The 19,193-nt window shown below is 61.6% G+C and carries 16 protein-coding genes; all 16 read right to left on the bottom strand.

The annotated features are described in order from the left end of the window. Nucleotide 1: 1 nt before the first annotated feature. Nucleotides 2–1,531: an N-acetylneuraminate synthase family protein gene (locus DJ563_RS01505; RefSeq protein WP_434518696.1), complete on the bottom strand. Its 1,530-nt coding sequence runs from the start codon at nucleotides 1,529–1,531 to the stop codon at nucleotides 2–4. Next, the gene (gene rfbH, locus DJ563_RS01500) at nucleotides 1,531–2,856 is read right to left on the bottom strand and encodes a lipopolysaccharide biosynthesis protein RfbH (RefSeq protein ID WP_033699487.1); all 1,326 of its coding nucleotides are present in this window, start codon (nucleotides 2,854–2,856) and stop codon (nucleotides 1,531–1,533) included. The genes DJ563_RS01505 and rfbH overlap by 1 nt, the downstream gene beginning before the upstream one ends. Next, nucleotides 2,849–3,916: a CDP-glucose 4,6-dehydratase gene (gene rfbG / locus DJ563_RS01495; RefSeq protein WP_274100296.1), complete on the bottom strand. Its 1,068-nt coding sequence runs from the start codon at nucleotides 3,914–3,916 to the stop codon at nucleotides 2,849–2,851. Before rfbG ends, rfbH begins: the two co-directional genes overlap by 8 nt. Next, a complete protein-coding gene (gene rfbF, locus DJ563_RS01490) occupies nucleotides 3,907–4,677 on the bottom strand; it encodes a glucose-1-phosphate cytidylyltransferase (protein WP_033699490.1) in 771 nt (256 codons plus the stop codon). The genes rfbG and rfbF overlap by 10 nt, the downstream gene beginning before the upstream one ends. Nucleotides 4,678–5,076: 399 nt before the next feature. Then, a complete protein-coding gene (gene fleQ, locus DJ563_RS01485; protein ID WP_434518695.1) occupies nucleotides 5,077–6,552 on the bottom strand; it encodes a transcriptional regulator FleQ in 1,476 nt (491 codons plus the stop codon). A 168-nt stretch (nucleotides 6,553–6,720) separates the two neighbouring features. After that, nucleotides 6,721–7,014: a flagellar protein FliT gene (locus DJ563_RS01480; protein WP_274098319.1), complete on the bottom strand. Its 294-nt coding sequence runs from the start codon at nucleotides 7,012–7,014 to the stop codon at nucleotides 6,721–6,723. Between the two features lie 15 nt (nucleotides 7,015–7,029). Further along, nucleotides 7,030–7,431: a flagellar export chaperone FliS gene (gene fliS, locus DJ563_RS01475; protein WP_033699497.1), complete on the bottom strand. Its 402-nt coding sequence runs from the start codon at nucleotides 7,429–7,431 to the stop codon at nucleotides 7,030–7,032. 128 nt (nucleotides 7,432–7,559) lie between these two features. Next, nucleotides 7,560–8,945: a flagellar filament capping protein FliD gene (fliD, locus tag DJ563_RS01470; protein ID WP_274121454.1), complete on the bottom strand. Its 1,386-nt coding sequence runs from the start codon at nucleotides 8,943–8,945 to the stop codon at nucleotides 7,560–7,562. Between the two features lie 83 nt (nucleotides 8,946–9,028). Beyond that, the gene (locus tag DJ563_RS01465) at nucleotides 9,029–9,382 is read right to left on the bottom strand and encodes a flagellar protein FlaG (protein ID WP_274098321.1); all 354 of its coding nucleotides are present in this window, start codon (nucleotides 9,380–9,382) and stop codon (nucleotides 9,029–9,031) included. Nucleotides 9,383–9,458: 76 nt separating this feature from the next. Beyond that, nucleotides 9,459–10,901 (bottom strand): flagellin, encoded by a 1,443-nt coding sequence (locus DJ563_RS01460; RefSeq protein ID WP_410926614.1) that lies wholly within the window; start codon nucleotides 10,899–10,901, stop codon nucleotides 9,459–9,461. Nucleotides 10,902–11,206: 305 nt separating this feature from the next. Next, nucleotides 11,207–12,136, bottom strand: coding sequence for a ketoacyl-ACP synthase III (locus DJ563_RS01455; protein ID WP_095063733.1), 930 nt, complete (start codon nucleotides 12,134–12,136; stop codon nucleotides 11,207–11,209). A 411-nt stretch (nucleotides 12,137–12,547) separates the two neighbouring features. After that, nucleotides 12,548–14,110 (bottom strand): flagellar hook-associated protein 3, encoded by a 1,563-nt coding sequence (locus tag DJ563_RS01450; RefSeq protein WP_274098323.1) that lies wholly within the window; start codon nucleotides 14,108–14,110, stop codon nucleotides 12,548–12,550. 13 nt (nucleotides 14,111–14,123) lie between these two features. Continuing rightward, a complete protein-coding gene (gene flgK, locus DJ563_RS01445) occupies nucleotides 14,124–16,166 on the bottom strand; it encodes a flagellar hook-associated protein FlgK (protein WP_434518694.1) in 2,043 nt (680 codons plus the stop codon). 12 nt (nucleotides 16,167–16,178) lie between these two features. Then, the gene (gene flgJ / locus DJ563_RS01440) at nucleotides 16,179–17,333 is read right to left on the bottom strand and encodes a flagellar assembly peptidoglycan hydrolase FlgJ (RefSeq protein WP_047583436.1); all 1,155 of its coding nucleotides are present in this window, start codon (nucleotides 17,331–17,333) and stop codon (nucleotides 16,179–16,181) included. Between the two features lie 9 nt (nucleotides 17,334–17,342). Beyond that, nucleotides 17,343–18,452: a flagellar basal body P-ring protein FlgI gene (locus DJ563_RS01435; RefSeq protein ID WP_033700185.1), complete on the bottom strand. Its 1,110-nt coding sequence runs from the start codon at nucleotides 18,450–18,452 to the stop codon at nucleotides 17,343–17,345. Between the two features lie 12 nt (nucleotides 18,453–18,464). Next, nucleotides 18,465–19,160: a flagellar basal body L-ring protein FlgH gene (gene flgH / locus DJ563_RS01430; protein ID WP_033699509.1), complete on the bottom strand. Its 696-nt coding sequence runs from the start codon at nucleotides 19,158–19,160 to the stop codon at nucleotides 18,465–18,467. Between the last annotated feature and the right edge of the window lie 33 nt (nucleotides 19,161–19,193).

Here is a 19,193-nt window from a genome sequence, read left to right as displayed (position 1 = left end):
GTCAGTCCATCCAATAGCTCAAGAGGGTTTTACGGTCGCGATTGGCATTGATCGCTTCGTCGGTATAGAACGAATCATTGCTGAAATGCGTGGAGGACAGCTCTTCGATAATGGCCCCACCCTCGCTGTGGAAGGCATGACGAACACCCGGCTCGACGGTGACCACATCCCCCGGACGGCAGACCCGCTTGACACCGTCCAGCTGCAGCGTCAGCTCGCCATGCAGGACGTGGAAGGTTTCTTCCTTGCGCTTGTGGTATTGCTCAGGGTGCTGTTGGCCTGGCAGCAGCATCAGCAGTTTCTTGCAGTAGCCGCGATTGACCACCGTGAGCATGGTCAAACCGATTTCGTCGAACTGCTCCAGGCCATAGTGGTGGGAGATTTCCAGGTCGACCCGCCCCGGTACCACCACGTGGCTGCCGCTCAACTGCGCGCGAACTTGCTGGACAATCGCCCAGACCTTGTCACGCACATCACGCCGCGTGCTGTTCTGCGTGCTCAGTGCGGCATGCTCAGGGATATCCGCCTGGGCAGTGAAGGTGGCGTACTTCGACCAGTCGTTGGCAGTGACCTGCCCGTCTTGCGGCGGGAAGGCAAAATACACGTCGTCTGCCTGCACCACCTCACCCGCAGCAATGGGCCTGCGCGCAAACACACCACGACGCAGGGAGCGCAGGCTGTCGCGTTCACTCTCGTTCACCGGCAGACGCTGCTCGCCTTCACCACACAGCAACAAGGCATATTGCGCCGCTTCCAGCCAGCGCCGAACCTGCTCAGGGCTTGCCGAGTAGGCGTTGATGGGGAATTGCTCGGTGGGCAAGCCGACGTGTTTCTCGAAAATACGCGCGCCCTTGGCCAGCGCGATCTTGACGATATCGGTGTTGTCCGGGTTTTCATGGGTGGAAAAGCCCACGCGCACGTCAGGGTAGCGCCGGCGCAGAAAATCCACCTGCGACAGGTGCATGTTGGCATCCGGGGTCGGGTACTCCCCTACGCAATGCAGAATGGCGAAACTCTTTTCCCGGTGGGCCAGGAAGCTGACCAGACGATCGAGCTCATCCAGGGTCGAACCGGCCGTGGAGACGATCAGCGGCTGCTGAGTCTGTACCACGCGTTCCAGCAACGGCCAGTCGCTCATCGAGCAACTGGCGATCTTGATCGCATCCAGCCCCTGCGCTTCGATCACGCCTACCGATGCCTCATCGAACGGCGTGGACAGGCAAAGGAAGCCGTTGGCACGGATTTCCGCCACCAGGGTATCGAACTGCTCACGGGACAGACGCGTCTCGCCGAAACGCTTGATGTACTTCACATCGTCACGGCCGCGCATCGCCGGGTGAATGAAGGTATCCAGGTCACGGTATTGCAGCTTGAAGGCAAAGCGAAACGGGAACGCCTTGCACACCTCGGCAAATGCGCGAATCAGCGCCACGCCATGCGCCACATCGCCCATGTGGTTGTTGGCCATTTCGAGGATGAACAGCGGTTTGTCGAACAACGTACCGGTGTTGGCGGAAGAGGCAGTGCTCATCAGTGGGTTCCTCGATTGAGCCAGGTTTCGATGTGACTGGCCGCATGTTCCAGATGGTCATCGCTCAAGCCCGGCCAGAGGCCGATCCAGAACGTGTCGTTCATGATCTTGTCGGTGACCGGCAGTTCGCCGGAAACCCGGTAGTTCAGCCCCTGCATGTAAGGCTGGCGCGTCAGGTTGCCGGCGAACAGCAGGCGGGTACCCACGCCCTGTTCATCCAGGTAACGCAACAGCTCGAGGCGCTTCACACCGCTGCCGTCGCGCAGGGTAATCGGGAAGCCGAACCAGGAGGGGTCACTGTCGTGGGTGGCCTGCGGCAGAATCAGTTGGTCCGCACAACCGGCCAGGCGCTCGCTGAGCCAGCCGAAGTTGCGTTTACGCGCAGCGACGAAATCATCGACCCGGTCCATCTGCGCCAGCGCGCAGGCGGCCTGCATGTCGGTGATCTTCAGGTTGTAGCCCAGGTGCGAGTAGGTGTACTTGTGGTCGTAGCCTTGCGGCAGGCCACCCAGTTTCCAGCAGAAACGCTTGCTGCAGGTGTTGTCCTCGCCGGGCGCACAGTAGCAATCGCGGCCCCAGTCGCGGTACGACTCGATGATGCGCTTGAGCAACGGCGAGTCGGTGAACACTGCCCCGCCCTCGCCCATGGTGATGTGGTGCGCCGGGTAGAAGCTGAGCGTGCCGATATCGCCGAAGGTGCCGACCATGCGCCCCTGATAGGTGGAGCCCAGGGCATCACAGCAGTCTTCGATCAGCCACAGGCCGTACTTGTCGCACAGGGCGCGGATCACGCCCAGGTCGAAAGGGTTGCCCAGGGTATGGGCGAGCATGATGGCCTTGGTCTTCGGGCCGATGGCCGCTTCGATCAGCGCCGGGTTGATGTTGTAGGTGCCCATCTCGACATCGACGAACACCGGTACCGCGCCAAACTGCAGGATCGGGTTGACGGTGGTCGGGAAACCGGCGGCAACGCCGATCACTTCGTCGCCGGGCTTGATCGCGCGGTCGCCGAGACGTGGCGAGGTCAGCGCGGAAAACGCCAGCAGGTTGGCCGACGAACCCGAGTTGGTGGTGAGTACGCAGCGACGGCCCAGGTACTTGGCCAGGCGCTTCTCGAACGCCTCGTTGAAGCGCCCGGTGGTCAGCCAGCCATCCAGCACGGCCTCGGTCATCGCCTGCAGTTCGCCCGCACCGATCACCTTGCCGGCAGGCGGAACGCTGCTCTGCCCCGCCACGAAGGGTTTCGGCGCCATCTGCAGATCGGCATAGCGCCCGACCAGTTCGGCAATCTGTTGGCGCAACTGCTGCGCCGTACTGTCACTCATGGGATCCGCCTTGGTGAACCGCGATCTGCTCGCGGGTAACGATGTTCATATCACGCCCTGCACGCCAGGCCAGATGCCAGTCCAGGGTCTGTTTCAGGGTGTCATCCAGCGACCAGCGGGGCGACCAGCCAAGCATCTGCCGCGCCTTGCTGGAGTCCAGCGCCAGCAGGCCGGCTTCGTGCGGCTGGGCATCGCCGGCAACCGACCAGCGCGCCTCGCCTGGCCAACGTTCGGCAAGGCGCCGGACGATCTCGCCGACGCTGGCCAGCCCTGCGCTGTCAGGGCCGAAGTTCCAGGCTGCGGCGTGCCGCTCGGCATCGGTCAGCAAGCCCTGCGCCAGCTGCAGATAGCCCATCAGCGGGTCGAGTACGTGCTGCCAGGGGCGCGTCGCATCGGGATAACGCAAGATCACCTCTTGGCCATCCTCCCAGGCACGCAAGATATCCGGCAGCAAGCGCTCGGCAGACCAGTCCCCGCCCCCTAGCACGTTGCCAGCGCGCGCCGTGGCCAGGGCCACGCCGGAGGTACGCAGGAACGAGTCGCGGTAGCTCGCGCACAGCAGTTCGACACAGGCCTTGCTGCTGCTATAGGGGTCGAAGCCGCCTAGGGCGTCCTGTTCCCGGTAGGGCCAGGGCCATTCGCGGTTGTCGTAGCACTTGTCGGTGGTCACCACCAGCACCGCGCGTACCGAAGGCGTGGCACGCACGGCCTCCAGCAGGTTGAGCGTGCCCATGACGTTGGTTGCGTAGGTATCGCCTGGCGCACGATAGGATTCACGCACCAGCGGCTGAGCCGCGAGATGCAGCACCACCTCCGGCTGGAAATCCTTCAAGGCATGGGCCAGGGCCGAAGCATCACGGATATCGGCGAAATCGCCGGCTATCTGCTGTTGCAGTTGCGCGGCCTGCCACAACGATGGCGTGGTCGCGGCAGGCAAGGCAAAGCCGCGCAGTTCGGCGCCAAGCTGGCGCAGCCAGACAGCCAGCCAACCGCCCTTGAAGCCGGTATGCCCGGTCAGCAGGACTCGGCGCCCTGCCCAGAATGCCGGGTTCAGCGCCATAGCTGCCAAGCTGCTTCGCCGTTTTTCCAGTGTTCTTCAAGCAGCATGCGATCACGCAGGGTGTCCATCGGCTGCCAGAAGCCACGGTGCAGGTGGCTCATCAACTGCTCCTCCTTGGCCAGACGACGCAGCGGCTCATATTCCCAGGTGGTGTCGTCGCCTTCGATGTAATCGAGCACGGCGGGCTCAAGCACGAAGAAGCCGCCATTGATCCAGCCACCGTCGCCCAAGGGTTTTTCCTGGAAGCCACGTACCTGCTCGCCCTGCACATCCAGCGCGCCATAACGCCCCGGCGGCTGCACGGCGGTAACCGTGGCCAGCCTGCCGTGCTGCCGGTGGAAGTCGATCAGTTGGGGGATATCGACGTCGGACACACCGTCGCCGTAAGTCAGGCAAAAGGTTTCATCGCCAACATAGTCGCGGACACGCTTCAGGCGGCCACCGGTGGCGGTGTTTTCCCCGGTGTCCACCAGCGTCACCCGCCAAGGTTCGGCGTGGCGGTTGTGGATATCCATGCGGTTTTCCGCCATGTCGAAGGTCACGTCCGACATGTGCAGGAAGTAGTTGGCGAAGTATTCCTTGATCACATAGCCCTTGTAGCCCAGGCAAATGACGAAGTCGTTGATACCGTAATGCGAGTAGATCTTCATGATGTGCCAGATGATCGGCTTGCCGCCTATCTCGATCATCGGCTTTGGGCGCAGGTGGGATTCTTCGCTGATGCGTGTGCCCAGCCCACCGGCCAGAATGACTGCTTTCATTATGCTGTTTGTCCGCATTGGTCGGAGGGGTGACAAAAAACTGACCCCTGGCCCTTTATGCTATGCAAAGCAAAACGCATGCCTGCTTTAAAGTGGCAGTCGCAATGCATGACTGGAGATTTATAGGGGTGCGGAAATCGAGCGCCGCCCGCGCGGCGCATCGCGAGCTGCGCTCGCTCCTACGTTTGTTTCTGGCCAATCGTGCCTGTGGGATCTGCGCGCGAATGCCTGCGCAGGACACGAAATTGCTGGGTAAGAACAAGGCGGTCGCGCACGCTGGCGCAGGAGATACTGGCCCGAAACAAATGTAGGAGCGAGCGCAGCTCGCGATGCGCCGCGCGGGCGGCGCTCGATCTCACAGACACCAGAAAGGCCAAGGCGAACACCCAGACCTCGGCGTCAATCCTCCGCCTGGTCCTCGCCGCCCTGGCGGCTCATGCCGTACTTGCGCATTTTCTCCACCAGCGTGGTACGGCGAATGCGCAAACGTTCAGCCGCGCGCGCAACGATACCGTTGGCGTCGTCCAGCGCCTGCTGGATCAGGCCCTGCTCCAGGCTACCGAGGTAGTCCTTCAGGTCCAGCCCTTCAGGCGGGAGCATCGCAGGGTTGCTGAAGTTCGGCGCGTGGCCATTGATTGCCACGCGCTCTTCCAGGTCACTGCGCAGGCTGTCGACCATCTGCTCGTCTTCGTCATCGACGTAGCGGAATTTTTTCGGCAGCTCGGACACGCCAATCACCCCGTACGGGTGCATGATCGCCATGCGCTCGACCAGGTTGGCCAGCTCGCGCACATTACCCGGCCAGCCATGGCGGCACAGCGACATGATCGAAGCGGAATTGAAGCGAATGGAACCACGCTTTTCGTGCTCCATGCGCGAAATCAGCTCGTTCATCAGCAACGGGATGTCTTCTACCCGCTCACGCAGCGGCGCCATCTCGATGGGGAACACGTTCAACCGGTAGTACAGATCTTCGCGGAAGGTACCGTCCTCGATCATGCTCTCGAGGTTTTTGTGCGTCGCGGCGATGATGCGCACGTCGATGCTCTGGGTCTTGTTGCTACCCACGCGCTCGAACGTACGCTCCTGCAGCACACGCAGCAGCTTGACTTGCATCGGCAACGGCATGTCGCCAATTTCGTCGAGGAACAGGGTACCGCCGTTGGCCAGTTCGAAACGCCCGGCACGGCTGGTGATCGCCCCGGTAAAGGCGCCCTTCTCGTGGCCGAACAGTTCGCTTTCGAGCAGCTCGGCCGGGATCGCGCCACAGTTGACCGGCACGAACGGCGCTTCGCGGCGCTTGGAGTGGTAGTGCAGGTTGCGCGCCACCACTTCCTTGCCGGTGCCGGACTCACCCAGAATCAGCACGCTGGCGTCGGTATCGGCCACTTGCTGCATCATCTGCCGCACGTGCTGGATGGCACGGCTGGTGCCGACCAGGCTGCGGAACAGGTTGGGTTCGCGCTGGCGGCCACGCTCGCGGGCCTGGTCGTACATCTCGCGATAGACCTGGGCACGGTGCAGCGAATCCAGCAGCTGGCTGTAGCTTGGTGGCATTTCCAGGTTGGACAGTACCCGGCGACGAAGGTCTTCCGGGAACTCGGCAGAAGAAATTTCACCTAAAAGCATAACAGGAAGGAACTCATCCCAACCCGCCACTGTCTTAACGAGCCCTAGGAGATTGCCCGGAGCGTTTACAGCGCCGATGAGCACGCACAGCACTTCACGACTCGAGGACAACGTCTCGACCGCCTGTTGCCAGTCCTGGCTCGAGCAAGCGAGGTTTTCTTCGCCGAGAAAGTTCAGCACCACCGCAAGGTCGCGGCGGCGCGCGCTGTCGTCATCGATCAGCAGAATCTTGGTTTCACGCCACATGCAATAGCAACTTCCCTAGTCATATCGGCGCCCTGCAAGGGCATGCTCGACATCATTCCGACTGAATGGTCAGTGTTCGGACGTCTGAAATTCGAAAACAGCCACTAGTAAAGTCAAAAAGGCCCAAACAGTCAAATTTATGGCGCCTTTTATTCAGTTGTGCGCATATTAACTGAACAGATGATAAACCTTCGAAGCATTTTTCGCTTGGTTGATCTGCATCATCTCTTCGGCAATTGCCTGGCGTTCACCGGTTGTCACATCGATCAGGTTGCGGTAGACCCGCAGCACCCCTTCCAGCTTTCCGCGCAGCAACGCCTGGTCCATCGCGTGGGTTTCCAGTACCTCGTCGATGCACGCGCGGCACGCCACATCCAACTTGGCAATGGCATCCCAGTCACGCTCACCCAAGGCACCGATCAGGGCATCACAGGTGTCATCGAGGCGTTGCAGTGCGGTCACGGTAATCTCCTTCCGTCAGCTGGCGGGCTGGGCGTCGGCGATGCCGTCCCAACCGCTTTTCACGGTAATCAGCAGCTGGGCAACTTCGTCGATAATGCCGGCATCGTTGTCGACGTTGGCCTGCATCAAGCGGTTGGTCATGTAGACGTAAAGGGCGTCGAGCTTTTCGACGTACTCCGGGTTTTCGCTCTTTTCAGGCAACAACCCATCGCGCAGGCCGATGATGATGTCGATCGCCTTGCCGAGCATCAGCCCCTTTTCCGCGATGTCGCCACGGGCCATTGCACCCTTGGCTTGCGCCATGCGATCAAGGCCACCCTCCATCAGCATCTGCACCAGGCGATGCGGCGTGGCTTCGGAAATCTGGGCATGGGAATTGACCTTCTGGTACTGACGAAGGGCTCTCATGGGATTCATCTTGCGACCTCGTGACGGGCAGGCTAAAGGGGGGTGATATTCCCTGTATCGGGCAAAAGGCGGAAAACTTTACCGGCTGATGACATGAAGCCGGGCGTTACGCCCGGGCTTCACGCACCGCTCACTGATCAATCGTCGCTCGATTTGTTCAGTGCGTTGAGGGTACTCAGCACCGAGTTCTGCTGCTGACGCAACTGAGTGACCAGGGTATCCATGTTGTTGTACTTGTCCTGCAGGCTTTTCTGCAGGGCTTCCATACGAGCATCCAGCGAGTCCTGCTCGCTCTTGAGCTTGGTCAGGCTTTCGCTCAGGGTCTTGGAGCGCTCGGCGAGGGAGCCGGTGGCGGCTTTGGCGAATGGCTCGGTGACCTTCTGCAGGCGCGCCAGCAAACCGTCCTTGCCATTGAAAATACTGGTCAGGTCTGCCGCATTGTTCGAGGCAACCTTGTCCCATTTCTTGTCGTCCAGGCTCAGCGCACCGCCATCCTGGGCCGAGGTGACACCGAAGGCCGCAAGCGATTTCAAGGTGCCATTGCCCGACACCGCATTGAGCTCCTCACGAATGGAGGACATCAACGTGCGCATCGCGGCATCACCGGTCAGCGCGGCAGCGGTCATGGTGCCGTTGGCATTCTTGGTGACCTTGGTTTCTGCGTTCATCACATTGAGCAAGGCGTTGTAGGTATCAATGAAACCCTTGAGGCCCGACTTCAACGTCGCGGAACTGGTACTCAGCGAAAGGATGGTAGCGGTCACTTCGCCACTGGTAGCGTTTTTCGGTGAAGTACCGATCAGCTTGATGTTCAGACCACTGACGGCATCGGTGATGTCATTGGTCTTGGACTTCATGGCAATGCCGTCGAGCGTGTACTCAGCATCCGCCGGTTCATCGACAACGGTATAGCCCGTATCGATGCCTGAATCGCCCAGCAGGGTAATGTCGGAGCCTTCACCCATCTTGGTCGAGGTGATGATCAAACGCGAGCCATTGGCATCCGTCAGCACGTTGGCGCTGAGGCCCGCCACGCCGAACTGGCTGTTGATGTTATCGCGCACCTGCTGCAGTGTTGCGCCGGCAGGAACGCTCAGATCGTAGTTCTTGTCATTCTGACGAATGGTCAAGGTGGTCGGTGTGCTACCGGCATTGACTACCGAGCCCGCGCCGTTCGCATAGACCTTGGTCGAGATTTTCGACGCAGTCGCCAGCTTGTCGACAATCAACTTGAACGAACCGTTGGCAGCACCGGTACCCATGGTGACGGTCGCGACCTTCTCATCCGAAGACTTCAGGCTCAAACCGCCGAAGCTGTTGGTGTCGGTCATGTTGGTCAAGGCGCCGCGGAAGGCATCCAGGGCCGACTGAATCTTGCCGATAGAGGACAACGTGGTGGTTGCCTTCAGCGTTTGGGTATTGATCTGCGCCTGCTTCGGCGCCTTCTGCGCGGCTACCAGGGAATCGACAATCGCCTGGGTATCAATGCCCGAGCCAATACCGCTGACTGTTGTACCTGCCATCATTGCTCTCCTTGTTCAGTAGCTGCCGGATCCTTGGCGGATAAATCCATCAAATAGATAACAGCAACAAAAATCATGCCAGCCTATGCCTGATCATTGAACAGCAGGCTGCCGGCTTCACTGAGGCTTTGTGCAAGCTTCAGCGCTGTTTCCGACGGGAGCTGGCGAATCACTTCACCTGATTGGGTGGCGATCACCTTGACCACAACCTGCCCCGTGGAATCATCAATGGAAAAGTCCAGCTGACGCTGGCTCGACTGGACGAAATCACGAATCTCGCCAACCGCCTTCTCCAGGTCTTCGCGCGAGTGCGGCTGACTGTCGGGGGCAGCAGCAGCCTCCTGCACTTTGGCAGGCACTACCGGGTCCCGGTCAGCGACTGGCGCCTGGGGTAACACAGACGGATACACCTGGCTCAGCTTGACATTCATGTCCATGTTTCGAACTCCTCATGCCAAAAAGGGTGAAAGGGCACGTAAACGCGCCCTTTCACCCTTTACTCAGGCGCCTGAATTACTGAAGCAGTTTCAGGACCGAAGATGGCAGCTGGTTAGCCTGCGACAGGATCGCAGTCGAAGCCTGCTGCAGGGTCTGCTGCTTGGTCAGCTCGGCAGTTTCCGAAGCGAAGTCCACGTCCTGCACGGTGGAGCGGGCAGCGGTGGAGTTCTTCTGGATGTTCTGCAGGTTGTCGACGGTGGTTTGCAGACGGTTCTGGGTAGCACCCAGGCCCGAACGGACGCTGTCGATCGAACCGATGGCCTTGTCGATAACGGCCAGAGCGTTCTGGGCGTTGACGGCGTCGGTAACATCGGTATCAGCGATGGTGGTTTTATCCGAGGACTTGGACGCCGCGCCGAACAGGTCAGTAGCACCCGTACCGGTTGCACCGTCAGCGACCGAGTAACCTTTGGCGGAGTCCAGAGAAATCTGGCCAGTGATAGTCGATTTGTCGTCAAGGGTAGCGGAAAGCGTGGTCAGAGTACCTGGGAAATCACCGCTGCCGTTGCGTGCACCCACCGAGATGGCGTCTGCGCCAGCTTTGGAGGTGAAGGCCAGGTTCTCGCCAGTGTCCGACTTGACCGACAGGCTCTTGGTCGATTCGTCATAGTTGACGCTGATACCCAGCTTGGCGGCGTTGGACTTCAACTGATCAGCCAGGCTTGCGGTGTCCTTAACACCGATGAAGCTGACGGTGCTACCGCCTACAGTCAGGTCGAAGTTGGCTGGAGTAGCTGCAGCGCCACTGGCAACAGCCAGTTTGACTTCGGTGCTGGCAGTAGCAGTCAGGCCACCGATCGAGCCATTGAGTTTGGCAGCGATGTCTTTGGCCGAGGAGCCGGCATCGTAGCTGACGGTTTTGCTCTGACCGTTGCCAGTGACAACCAGATCGGCTGCGGCGACGCCGCTGGCGCTTGGCGAGATAGTGCCCGACTTGATCTGCTGCGAGCCGATGCTCTTGGCGGAAACGTTGTCCAGGGCCAGGTTGATGGTTTCGTTGGCGTTGGCGCCGACCTGGATGGCCTTGGTGCCGTACGAACCGTCCAGCAGCTTCTGGCCACCGAAGGTGGTGGTTTCCGAGATACGGTTCAGCTCAGCGGTCAGCGCCTGGTATTCGTCGTTGTTCGACTTACGGTCGTCGGCGCTCAGGGAGCCAGTAGCCGAGGACAGAGCCAGGGTACGCATTTTTTGCAGGATGTCGGTCGAAGCCTGCATCGCACCTTCAGCGGTCTGGGCGATCGAGATACCGTCGTTGGCGTTCTTCACAGCCTGGCCCAGGCCATTGATCTGGCTGGTCAGACGGTTGGCGATCTGCAGGCCAGCAGCGTCGTCTTTAGCGCTGTTGATACGCAGACCCGAGGACAGACGCTGCATCGAAGTGGTCTGAGCGTTGCTCGCCTTGGTCAGGTTGCCCTGAGTAGTGATCGACGCAATGTTGGTGTTTACAGTTAAAGCCATGACGAAATCCTCGTTGGATGGGTACTGCGGCTTCCGGCCTTGGCAACCGCCGGCTTGGCCTAGAGAACCTTCGTAATAGTTATCGTCGGGTGCGCGGGTTGCTTGAGGGCTTTTTCGAAAAAAAAATACTGGCAAGCGGCCACCCTCGGAAAATCAAGGGCTTAAGGGCATTTTATTGGCGTCAAAAACCTTATGAAATGCGCCAGATAACGGCTTGCAGCACCACCACGAGAGCGGTTTTTCTGCAGGCATAAAAAAAGCGCCAGGCGGTGGCCGCCGGGCGCTTTTTTGGGGGCTGCGAGCAATCAGTCGCGATACAGGATGGCCGAACCCCACGACAAGCCCACACCAAAGCCGCTGATCGCCACACGCTTCCAGCTGCCGTCAAGCATGTGCTTCTGCAACAGCAGCGGCACGCTGGACGACACGGTGTTGCCGGTTTCCAGCATGTCCTTGACGAACTTCTCCGGGTGTTGCTCTTCGAAGCGCCGGGCCACGGCATCGACAATCGCCGCACTGCCCTGGTGAATACAGAAGGCGTCGATATCCGCCGACGTCAGGCCACTGGCATCCAGCAGTTCGTGCAGGTGCGCCGGCACCTTGACCAAGGCAAAGTTGAACACCTGGCGGCCGTTCATGAAGAACTTGCCGTCAGTGACTTTAAGGTGCTCGGCACCGGAGCCGTCAGTACCGAAACGCGCTTCACCCAAGTTCCACACCGCGTTTTCACCCATCCAGGTGGCGGTGGCGGCGTCGCCGAACAGCATGGTGGTGTTGCGGTCTTCCGGGTCGACGATCTTCGAATACGGGTCGGCGGTGATCAGCAAGCCGTTCTTCAGCCCTGCCGCTTCCATGAAGCCTTTGATCGCATACAAGCCATACACATAGCCGGAGCAGCCCAGCGACACGTCGAACGCCGCCACGCGGGTAGACAGGCCAAGTTTGCTCTGGACGATGGCAGCGGTGTGCGGCAGGCCCTCTTCATCACCATTCTGCGTGACCACGATCAGCGCATCGATCGACTGCGGATCAAGGTCAGGGTTGCTGGCGAACAGGGCCTGGGCGGCCTCTACGCAGAGGTCGGAGGTTTCCTGCTCTTCGGCCTTGCGCGGCAGGAACGACGCGCCGATCTTGCCGAACATGAACTCTTCGTCCTTGCCGAACTTCGCACCCTGGACATAGTTGTCCAGGCCAGCGGTGGGCACGTAACTCGCGATGCTTTTGATGCCAATCATTCTGGCTTCCCAATGAAAACAGCCAAAGACCACCACTCGATGAATTGAGGGCGCCAAATACCGGAGCGTCACCGCCAAGGGTTGAAAGCAGAGCTCGCCTGCGCACCGGTAACAAAATGCTGCAACAGCTGCTGCATAGAATACAGGGAAGATGAGCGTTTTGACTCATTGGTCACATTGAAATGCTACGAAAGCCGTGCGCGGGGCGTGGAGACTGAGGAATTCGAGGAATGACCAGGCAGGCACAGATCCCCGTAGGAGCGGCCTTGCGTCGCGAAAGGGCTGCGTAGCGGCCCCGGCGATTTTTGCTGCGCCACAGAACCTGGGGCCGCTGCGCAGCCCATTACGACCGGTCCGGCGCCCCGGCAAGGCCGCACAAGGATTGTGCGAGCCTGTAGGGGCAGCAGCGGATCAGAGCTTGTTGAACAGGCTCAACTGGGAAATGCGCGAGAAAGCCAGCTGCGAGGCTTCGAGCATGGCTTGCTGCAAGGTCAGCGTAATCGCAGCCTGCGACATGTCCGTGTTGCCGATGGCGTTCTGGGTGGTCTTGTTGGCCAGGCCCAGGCTGGTGTTCTCCTGGCGCTGGATCTCCAGCGAGTTGCCACGGGCACCGATCGAACCCCGGGTGACATCGACCTGCTCACGGGCGCTGGCCAGGTTGGCGATGGCCGAAGCCGCGGCATCCTTCAGCGAGTTGGCCTGGCCTGTGCCCGTGACCGGCGTATCCAGCGCAGCGCGCAGCTGGCTGAGGGTTTCCAGCACGTTCTGGTTCTGGTGAGTGTTGGCGGTAACGGCAAACTGGTCACCCGCCTCCGGCGAACCGGAAACCTGGTAGGTCACACCCGCCACCGTCAAGGCTGGCGCCGTAAACGTACCAGTAGCCACAGGCTTGCTGTCAGCCGTCAGTGGCTGCGCGTAGAACTCGTAGCTGCCAGGGCCGGTGAACTTGATCACTGCACCGTTGCTGGGGAACGTGCTGCGATAGGCCGCCTCGTCGCTTACGGTGCTGCTGGTGACCTGGGCGCTGGAGGTGTTGCCGGCGCTGCGGGTGGTGTTGAACGAGTCCGGCCGCGCCGCCAGGGAAAACTCGCGCCCCGCCACCGAAGCGTCGGCGTCGGCGCCCTCTTCCAGCGTGACCGTGATTTCGAACTCGACGCCACGCAAGGCGATGCGGTTGGAGCCTTCGGTGTTGCTGTCGAAGTGACCGTTGGTGGCGGTTTCAGCGGTGATATCGCGGCCCGTGCCGTCGGTGATCACGTACTGGGTCGCACTGGTGAAGGTCAGCTTGTAGGGCTGGCCTGCAGTGAAGTTGTTGTTGTAGCTGCTGCTCGAGGTCATCAAGCCTGGCGACACCCCGACCACGCCATCGTCGGTGGCCGGCACCAAGAGCGTCGACTCGGTGCGGCTCTTGTTGCTGGCCGAGTCGAATACGCTGAAGCCGGTATCGTTGGTCGCCAGGTTCAGGGTGTCGGACACCTGCAGGCTCAGCTGGGTCTGGTCACCGTGGTAGCTGTAGGTGCCGTCGGAGTTGCGCACATAGGGTGGCGAAGTGCTCTTGGAGCCGCCGAACATGTAGTCGCCGTTGGCATCGCGCGAGTTCAGCAGACCGAAGATGTTGGCTTCGATCTCTTTGAGCTCGGTGCTGATGGCCACGCGGTCGGAGTCTGTGACCCCAGGCCCGCCCGCACGGATCGCCAGTTCACTGGCGCGCTGCATGGCGTCGTTGACGGTGGAGAGCACGCTCTCCTCCTGCAGCAGGGCATTGCTCACCGTATTGATGTTGCCGCCGTACTGGTCCAGCAGTGCCTGCTGTTGCTGCAGCAGCAGCAGGCGCGCGGCGCCGACCGGGTCATCGGCCGCCGTCTGGATACGGATACCCGAGGTGACCTGGTCGTTGGTCTTGTTCATGCCAGAGAAATTCTTGGAGTAGCTAGTGGCGCTGGACTCGTAGAACTGAGCAGTGGAAATACGCACGAGAGTCTACTCCTTACAAAGCATTGATCAGGGTGCTGAAGGTTTCTTGCGCCGCCTTGATGATCTGCGACGACGCCGTGTAGTAATGCTGGAACTTCACAAGGCTCGCCGCCTCGTCATCGAGGTTGACCCCGGAAACCGCGCTGCGGCTCTCGCTGGCGGACTTGATGACCGCCTCGGTCGCGGTGGTGTCGATGGCAGCCTGGCTGGCCTTGGCGCCCACGCGCTCGACCAGCGAGGCATAGGCCGAGGTGAAGCTGGTGCCGCCACCAGACCCGGTGTTCACCGTCGACTTGGTCTGCAGGTCGAGCAGTGCCGTGGCATTGCGGTTATCTGCCTTGCCGTCGGCATTGAACGACAGGGTGAAGCTGTCATTCGCCGCCGGGCTGCCGCCGATCGTGGTTTCGACACTGAAGGTGCGCGGGTTGCCGCTGCCATCGAGGATTGGATTACCAGCCGCATCGAGCATGGGCACGGCCACGGACAGTTTATTGTCCTGGCCAGGCACCACGCTGCCGGTGCCGATCTGAGTGCCCTTGGCATCGAACAGCTTGTAGCCCTGGGAGCCACCGTTGGCGGCGTCGAAGACCACGCGTACCGGCATCGAGTCGCGAATCGACTGCTGGATCAACGCAGTATCGGCACCGCCATAGATGTCCAGCGATTCGCCCAGGGCAGGCTGGGTGATGGTGCCGGTGCCGCTGTTGCCGCTACCCGCTGCGGCGCTGATCGGCCCGGCGAACGCCAACTTGTTGGCATCGGTCAGGGTCGTGGTGATGCTGCCTGCTGCCGCACGCGTGGGGATCACCTTGAAGCTGTCACCCGCCGCCAGGCCGCCGCCCTTGAGCGCCAGGCTGAAGCCGTCGATCACCGGTGCCGGGTCGGCATTGAGGTCGAAGCTGCCCATGTCGGTGCCGTCGGAGCGGCGCACGCTGTACTGGTTGGCGCTGGTGAACTTCACCTCGTAGTCGTAGGTGGTCAGCGCGCCACTGTCGGCAATGCTCACATTCAGGTTGCCAGACCCTGCACTGTTGTTCGACGACGCCAGGCTGCGCTGGGCGATGGCGGTGGCGCTGTTGATGCTGGAGAACAGCGAACTGCCGAACTGGCCATTGGCATCCAGGCCCTGGCCCAGCTGGCTGTTGATGCTGTCAGCCACGACCAGGGCGACGCGGCCGAGCTCGTTCATCGACGGCGTCAGCACGTCCTGACGGTAACGCAGCAGACCGCCGATCGCGCCACCGCTCACCACCGAGGTCACGTCAGAGCTGAACGACTCATAGTTGATACGCAGGCTGGCCTGGCTCTTGTCGGCAACCCCCGGCTGCACCGACAGGGTGTTGGCCTTGTTGCCGGTGACCAGCGACTGGCCGCTGCCCAGGTAGACGTCGTAGTTGCCGTCGCGCTCCTGCACGGTCACGCCGACCAGCTCGTTGAGCTGGCGAACCGCTTCGCTGCGCGCATCCAGCAGGCTGTTGGGGGTGTTGCCGGTGGCCGTCGCTGCAGAGATCTGCTTGTTGTACTCGGCGATGTTGGCCGTGAGCTTGTTGACCTGCCCCGCCATCGTATCGAGCTGCGAGTTGATCGTTTCGTTCTGCTGGGTGAGCTGGTTGGACACCGCGTTGAAGCGGTTGCTCAAGGTCTGCGCCTGGGTCAGCAGCAACTGCCGCGAAGCAACGTCGCCGGGCTTGGCCGCCGCCGTCTGCAAGGCCGAGAAGAACGCGGTAAGGACCGAACTGATACCGGTGTCGCGGTCAGCCAGCAGCTTGTCGACGCTAGTGATCTGGTCCTGGAACGCGACCGAGTCGGCCTGCAGCGAGGTGGCGGTCTGCAGCTGGTTGTCCAGGTAAGCGCTGTAGATACGGCGCACGTCCGACAGCGTAGTACCGGTACCGAGAAAGCCCGCGCCGATATTGTGCGAGGCCCCTGCGGCCTGGATCGTCTGCTGGCGCGAATAGCCACTGGTGGCGGCGTTGGCGATGTTGTTACTGGTAACCGACAATGCCGCCTGGCTGGCACTCAGGCCACTCAGGCCGATCGAAATCAGGCTCGACATGATTTAGTCCTTTTATAGATTCGTGGTTCTGCCAGCCATGGCGTATTGAGGGGTTGCTTGCATTTGCTGGGCGATGCTGATGATCTTCTTCGCATAGCCCGGGTCAGTCGCATAACCTGCCTTTTGCAGCTCTCTTGCAAACTGCTCAGGGTTATCGGCCGCGTCCAGCGCACCTTGATAGCGGGAATTGCCCTGCAACAGATTCACCAGGTCATGGAAGCTGTCCTGGTAGGAATCGTACGAGCGGAACGCCGCCGTTTCCTTGACGAATTGGCCATCACGGAATTCGCTGGTGATCGCCCTCGCCTGCTCGCCCTGCCAGTTGCCACTGGCCTTGATGCCGAACAGGTTGTGGCTGCTGCTGCCATCGGTGTTGCGCATGACCGACTTGCCCCAGCCCGTTTCCAGCGCCGCCTGGGCCACCAGATAGCGCGGGTCGATACCGATGCGCTTGGCGGCCTGCTCGGCCATCGGCAGCATGGTCGCCACGAACGTGTCGCTGTCGCTGAAGGCTTTGTTCGGCGCCAGCGGCGGCTGGGCCACGGCACGCCCGACAATGCGCAGGCCGTTTTCCGGCACGGCAAAGGCCTTGGCCACTTGCTGGCCGTCACGGGCCGGCACGGCGGCGCCGTTGCTGGTCGCGGCCGACGGCACGATGCCGGCCAGCAGGCGGTCGGTGAGCTTGCTCGGCAACGCCAGGCGCCGCGCATTGAGGGCCGCGACGTCGTTGCGGGTGGCACCCGACTCGGTGGCATGCACCGGCTCAGCCACCTTATTGCCCCACAGCGCCGGGCCACTGCCCTCGCCGCGCGCAAACGGGCTGCTGGCGCCTGCCGTGCTCTTGCTCTTGGTCAACTGGCGCACCAGCACGTCCTGCAGGCCGATACCGCCACCCTCGCGGGACATGCTCACCGCCAGCTGCTGGTCATACATGTCGCGGTACTGCTTGACCGTCTCGGTGTTCATCGGGTTGTCGGCGGCCAGCACATCGCTGGCCTTGCGCGAGGCCTTGAGCATTTCGCTGATGAACAGCGATTCGAACTCCTGGGCCACCTTGCGCACGTTGGCTTCGCTGTCGCGGTCGCCGTGCTTGAGCGAGTTGAGGCGGTTGAGGTCGGTGTAGGCGCCGCTGTCGACGCTGCCGGATACCAGGCTTTTGCTGTTCATCCTGCGTCCTCAGATCACGATCAGGTCGGCTTGCAAGGCGCCGGCCTGTTTCAGGGCTTCGAGGATCGCCATCAGGTCGCTGGGCGCCGCGCCAACCTGGTTCACCGCGCGGACGATTTCATCCAGCGTGGTCCCCGGGCCGAACTTGAACATCGGCTTGGCTTCCTGCTCGGCGTTGACCCGCGAGCGTGGCACCACGGCAGTCTGGCCATTGGAGAACGGCCCCGGCTGGCTGACGATCGGGTCTTCGGTAATGGTCACGGTCAGGCTGCCGTGGGTCACCGCGGCCGGCGACACCTTGACGTTCTGGCCAATGACGATGGTGCCGGTACGCGAGTTGATGATGACTTTCGCCACTGCCTGGCCCGGGTCGATCTCGAGGTTTTCCAGGATCGACAGGTAATCCACACGCTGGCTTGGGTCCATCGGCGCACTGACACGTACCGAGCCACCGTCCAAGGCCTGGGCGACGCCCGGGCCGAGCAGTTCGTTGACCTTGTCGACGATGCGCTTGGCGGTGGTGAAGTCTGGGCGGTTGAGGTTCAGGGTCAGGCTGTTGCCCTGGTTGAACCCGCTCGGCACGGCCCGCTCGACGCTGGCGCCGCCCGGGATACGCCCGGCCGACGGAACGTTGACGGTGATCTTCGAGCCATCGCGGCCTTCGGCATCGAAGCCGCCGACCACCAGGTTGCCCTGGGCGATTGCGTAGACGTTGCCGTCGATACCCTTGAGCGGGGTCAGCAGCAGGCTGCCGCCGCGCAGGCTCTTGGAGTTACCGATCGACGAAACGGTGATGTCCACCACCTGGCCGGGTTTGGCGAAGGCGGGCAGGTCGGCATGCACCGACACCGCCGCGACGTTTTTCAACTGCACGTTGCCGGAACCGGCCGGCACCTTGATGCCGAACTGCGACAGCATGTTGTTGAAGGTCTGCAGGGTGAACGGCGTCTGGGTGGTCTGGTCACCCGTGCCGTTGAGCCCCACCACCAGGCCATAGCCGATCAACTGGTTGGAACGCACGCCAGAGATGCTGGCGATGTCCTTCAAGCGCTCGGCCTGGGCCGCGAAGGCACAGGACAGGAGCAGGGTAGCGGCAATCAGCTGCCTCACGTTGAACATGGTCATCCGTACTCAGAAAGGCCAAAGCGGGCTGATGAAGAAGCGGTCCAGCCACCCGGGCTGGCTGGCATCGGCAAACGAGCCAGTCCCCGAATAGGTGATGCGCGCATCGGCCACGCGGGTGGACGGCACGGTGTTGTCGGTGGCGATGTCGTCGGCGCGGATCATGCCGGCAATGCGCACCAGCTCTTCGCCGGTGTTCAGGGTCAGCCACTTCTCGCCGCGCACGGCGATGATGCCGTTGGGCAGCACTTCGGCCACGGTCACGGTGATCGAACCGGTCAGGGTGTTGCCCTGGGTGGCCTTGCTGTCGCCCTTGGTGGCACGTTCGCCGCTGTAGCCGGCCTCCAGCGAAAGGTCACCGCCGCCGAACGGGTTGTTGGTGTTGGGCGTGCTGCCGAACAACGAGCTGAGGCCGATGTCGGCCTTGCTGTTTTTCTGGATCTGCGAACCGGCGTTCTTGCTGGCCGAGGTGCGCTCGTTGAGGGTGATGGTGATGATGTCACCGACCCGGAACGCCTTGCGGTCGCTGTACAGGTTCTGCTCGAAACCGGCCTGGTAGATCGAACCGTTGTTGGCCGCCGACGGCAACGGGGTGCGCGGCAACACCGGCGCATAGTACGGGTCGTTGGGCTTGGGCGTCGGCGCGACGCAACCTGCCAGCAACACCGCCCCCCCCAGGGCGAAGACGGACAACAGACGATTCATGACGCTACCTCACGGTGTAACTACGTGGATCAG

It is taken from the genome of Pseudomonas sp. NFX1 (genome assembly GCF_051123555.1).
Taxonomy (GTDB): domain Bacteria; phylum Pseudomonadota; class Gammaproteobacteria; order Pseudomonadales; family Pseudomonadaceae; genus Aquipseudomonas; species Aquipseudomonas capeferrum.
This window is presented reverse-complemented; position numbering and strand designations above follow the sequence as displayed.

What these genes read in the sequence shown, in the direction of transcription:
- flgJ (WP_047583436.1), bottom strand. Translation starts at nt 17,333, where the DNA reads ATGAACAGCAAAAGCCTGGTATCCGGCAGCGTCGACAGCGGCGCCTAC.
- fliS (WP_033699497.1), bottom strand. Translation starts at nt 7,431, where the DNA reads ATGAATCCCATGAGAGCCCTTCGTCAGTACCAGAAGGTCAATTCCCAT.
- DJ563_RS01465 (WP_274098321.1), bottom strand. Translation starts at nt 9,382, where the DNA reads ATGGACATGAATGTCAAGCTGAGCCAGGTGTATCCGTCTGTGTTACCC.
- flgH (WP_033699509.1), bottom strand. Translation starts at nt 19,160, where the DNA reads ATGAATCGTCTGTTGTCCGTCTTCGCCCTGGGGGGGGCGGTGTTGCTG.
- DJ563_RS01505 (WP_434518696.1), bottom strand. Translation starts at nt 1,531, where the DNA reads ATGAGCACTGCCTCTTCCGCCAACACCGGTACGTTGTTCGACAAACCG.
- rfbF (WP_033699490.1), bottom strand. Translation starts at nt 4,677, where the DNA reads ATGAAAGCAGTCATTCTGGCCGGTGGGCTGGGCACACGCATCAGCGAA.
- fliD (WP_274121454.1), bottom strand. Translation starts at nt 8,945, where the DNA reads ATGGCAGGTACAACAGTCAGCGGTATTGGCTCGGGCATTGATACCCAG.
- rfbG (WP_274100296.1), bottom strand. Translation starts at nt 3,916, where the DNA reads ATGGCGCTGAACCCGGCATTCTGGGCAGGGCGCCGAGTCCTGCTGACC.
- flgK (WP_434518694.1), bottom strand. Translation starts at nt 16,166, where the DNA reads ATGTCGAGCCTGATTTCGATCGGCCTGAGTGGCCTGAGTGCCAGCCAG.
- DJ563_RS01455 (WP_095063733.1), bottom strand. Translation starts at nt 12,136, where the DNA reads ATGATTGGCATCAAAAGCATCGCGAGTTACGTGCCCACCGCTGGCCTG.
- rfbH (WP_033699487.1), bottom strand. Translation starts at nt 2,856, where the DNA reads ATGAGTGACAGTACGGCGCAGCAGTTGCGCCAACAGATTGCCGAACTG.
- DJ563_RS01435 (WP_033700185.1), bottom strand. Translation starts at nt 18,452, where the DNA reads ATGTTCAACGTGAGGCAGCTGATTGCCGCTACCCTGCTCCTGTCCTGT.
- DJ563_RS01460 (WP_410926614.1), bottom strand. Translation starts at nt 10,901, where the DNA reads ATGGCTTTAACTGTAAACACCAACATTGCGTCGATCACTACTCAGGGC.
- fleQ (WP_434518695.1), bottom strand. Translation starts at nt 6,552, where the DNA reads ATGTGGCGTGAAACCAAGATTCTGCTGATCGATGACGACAGCGCGCGC.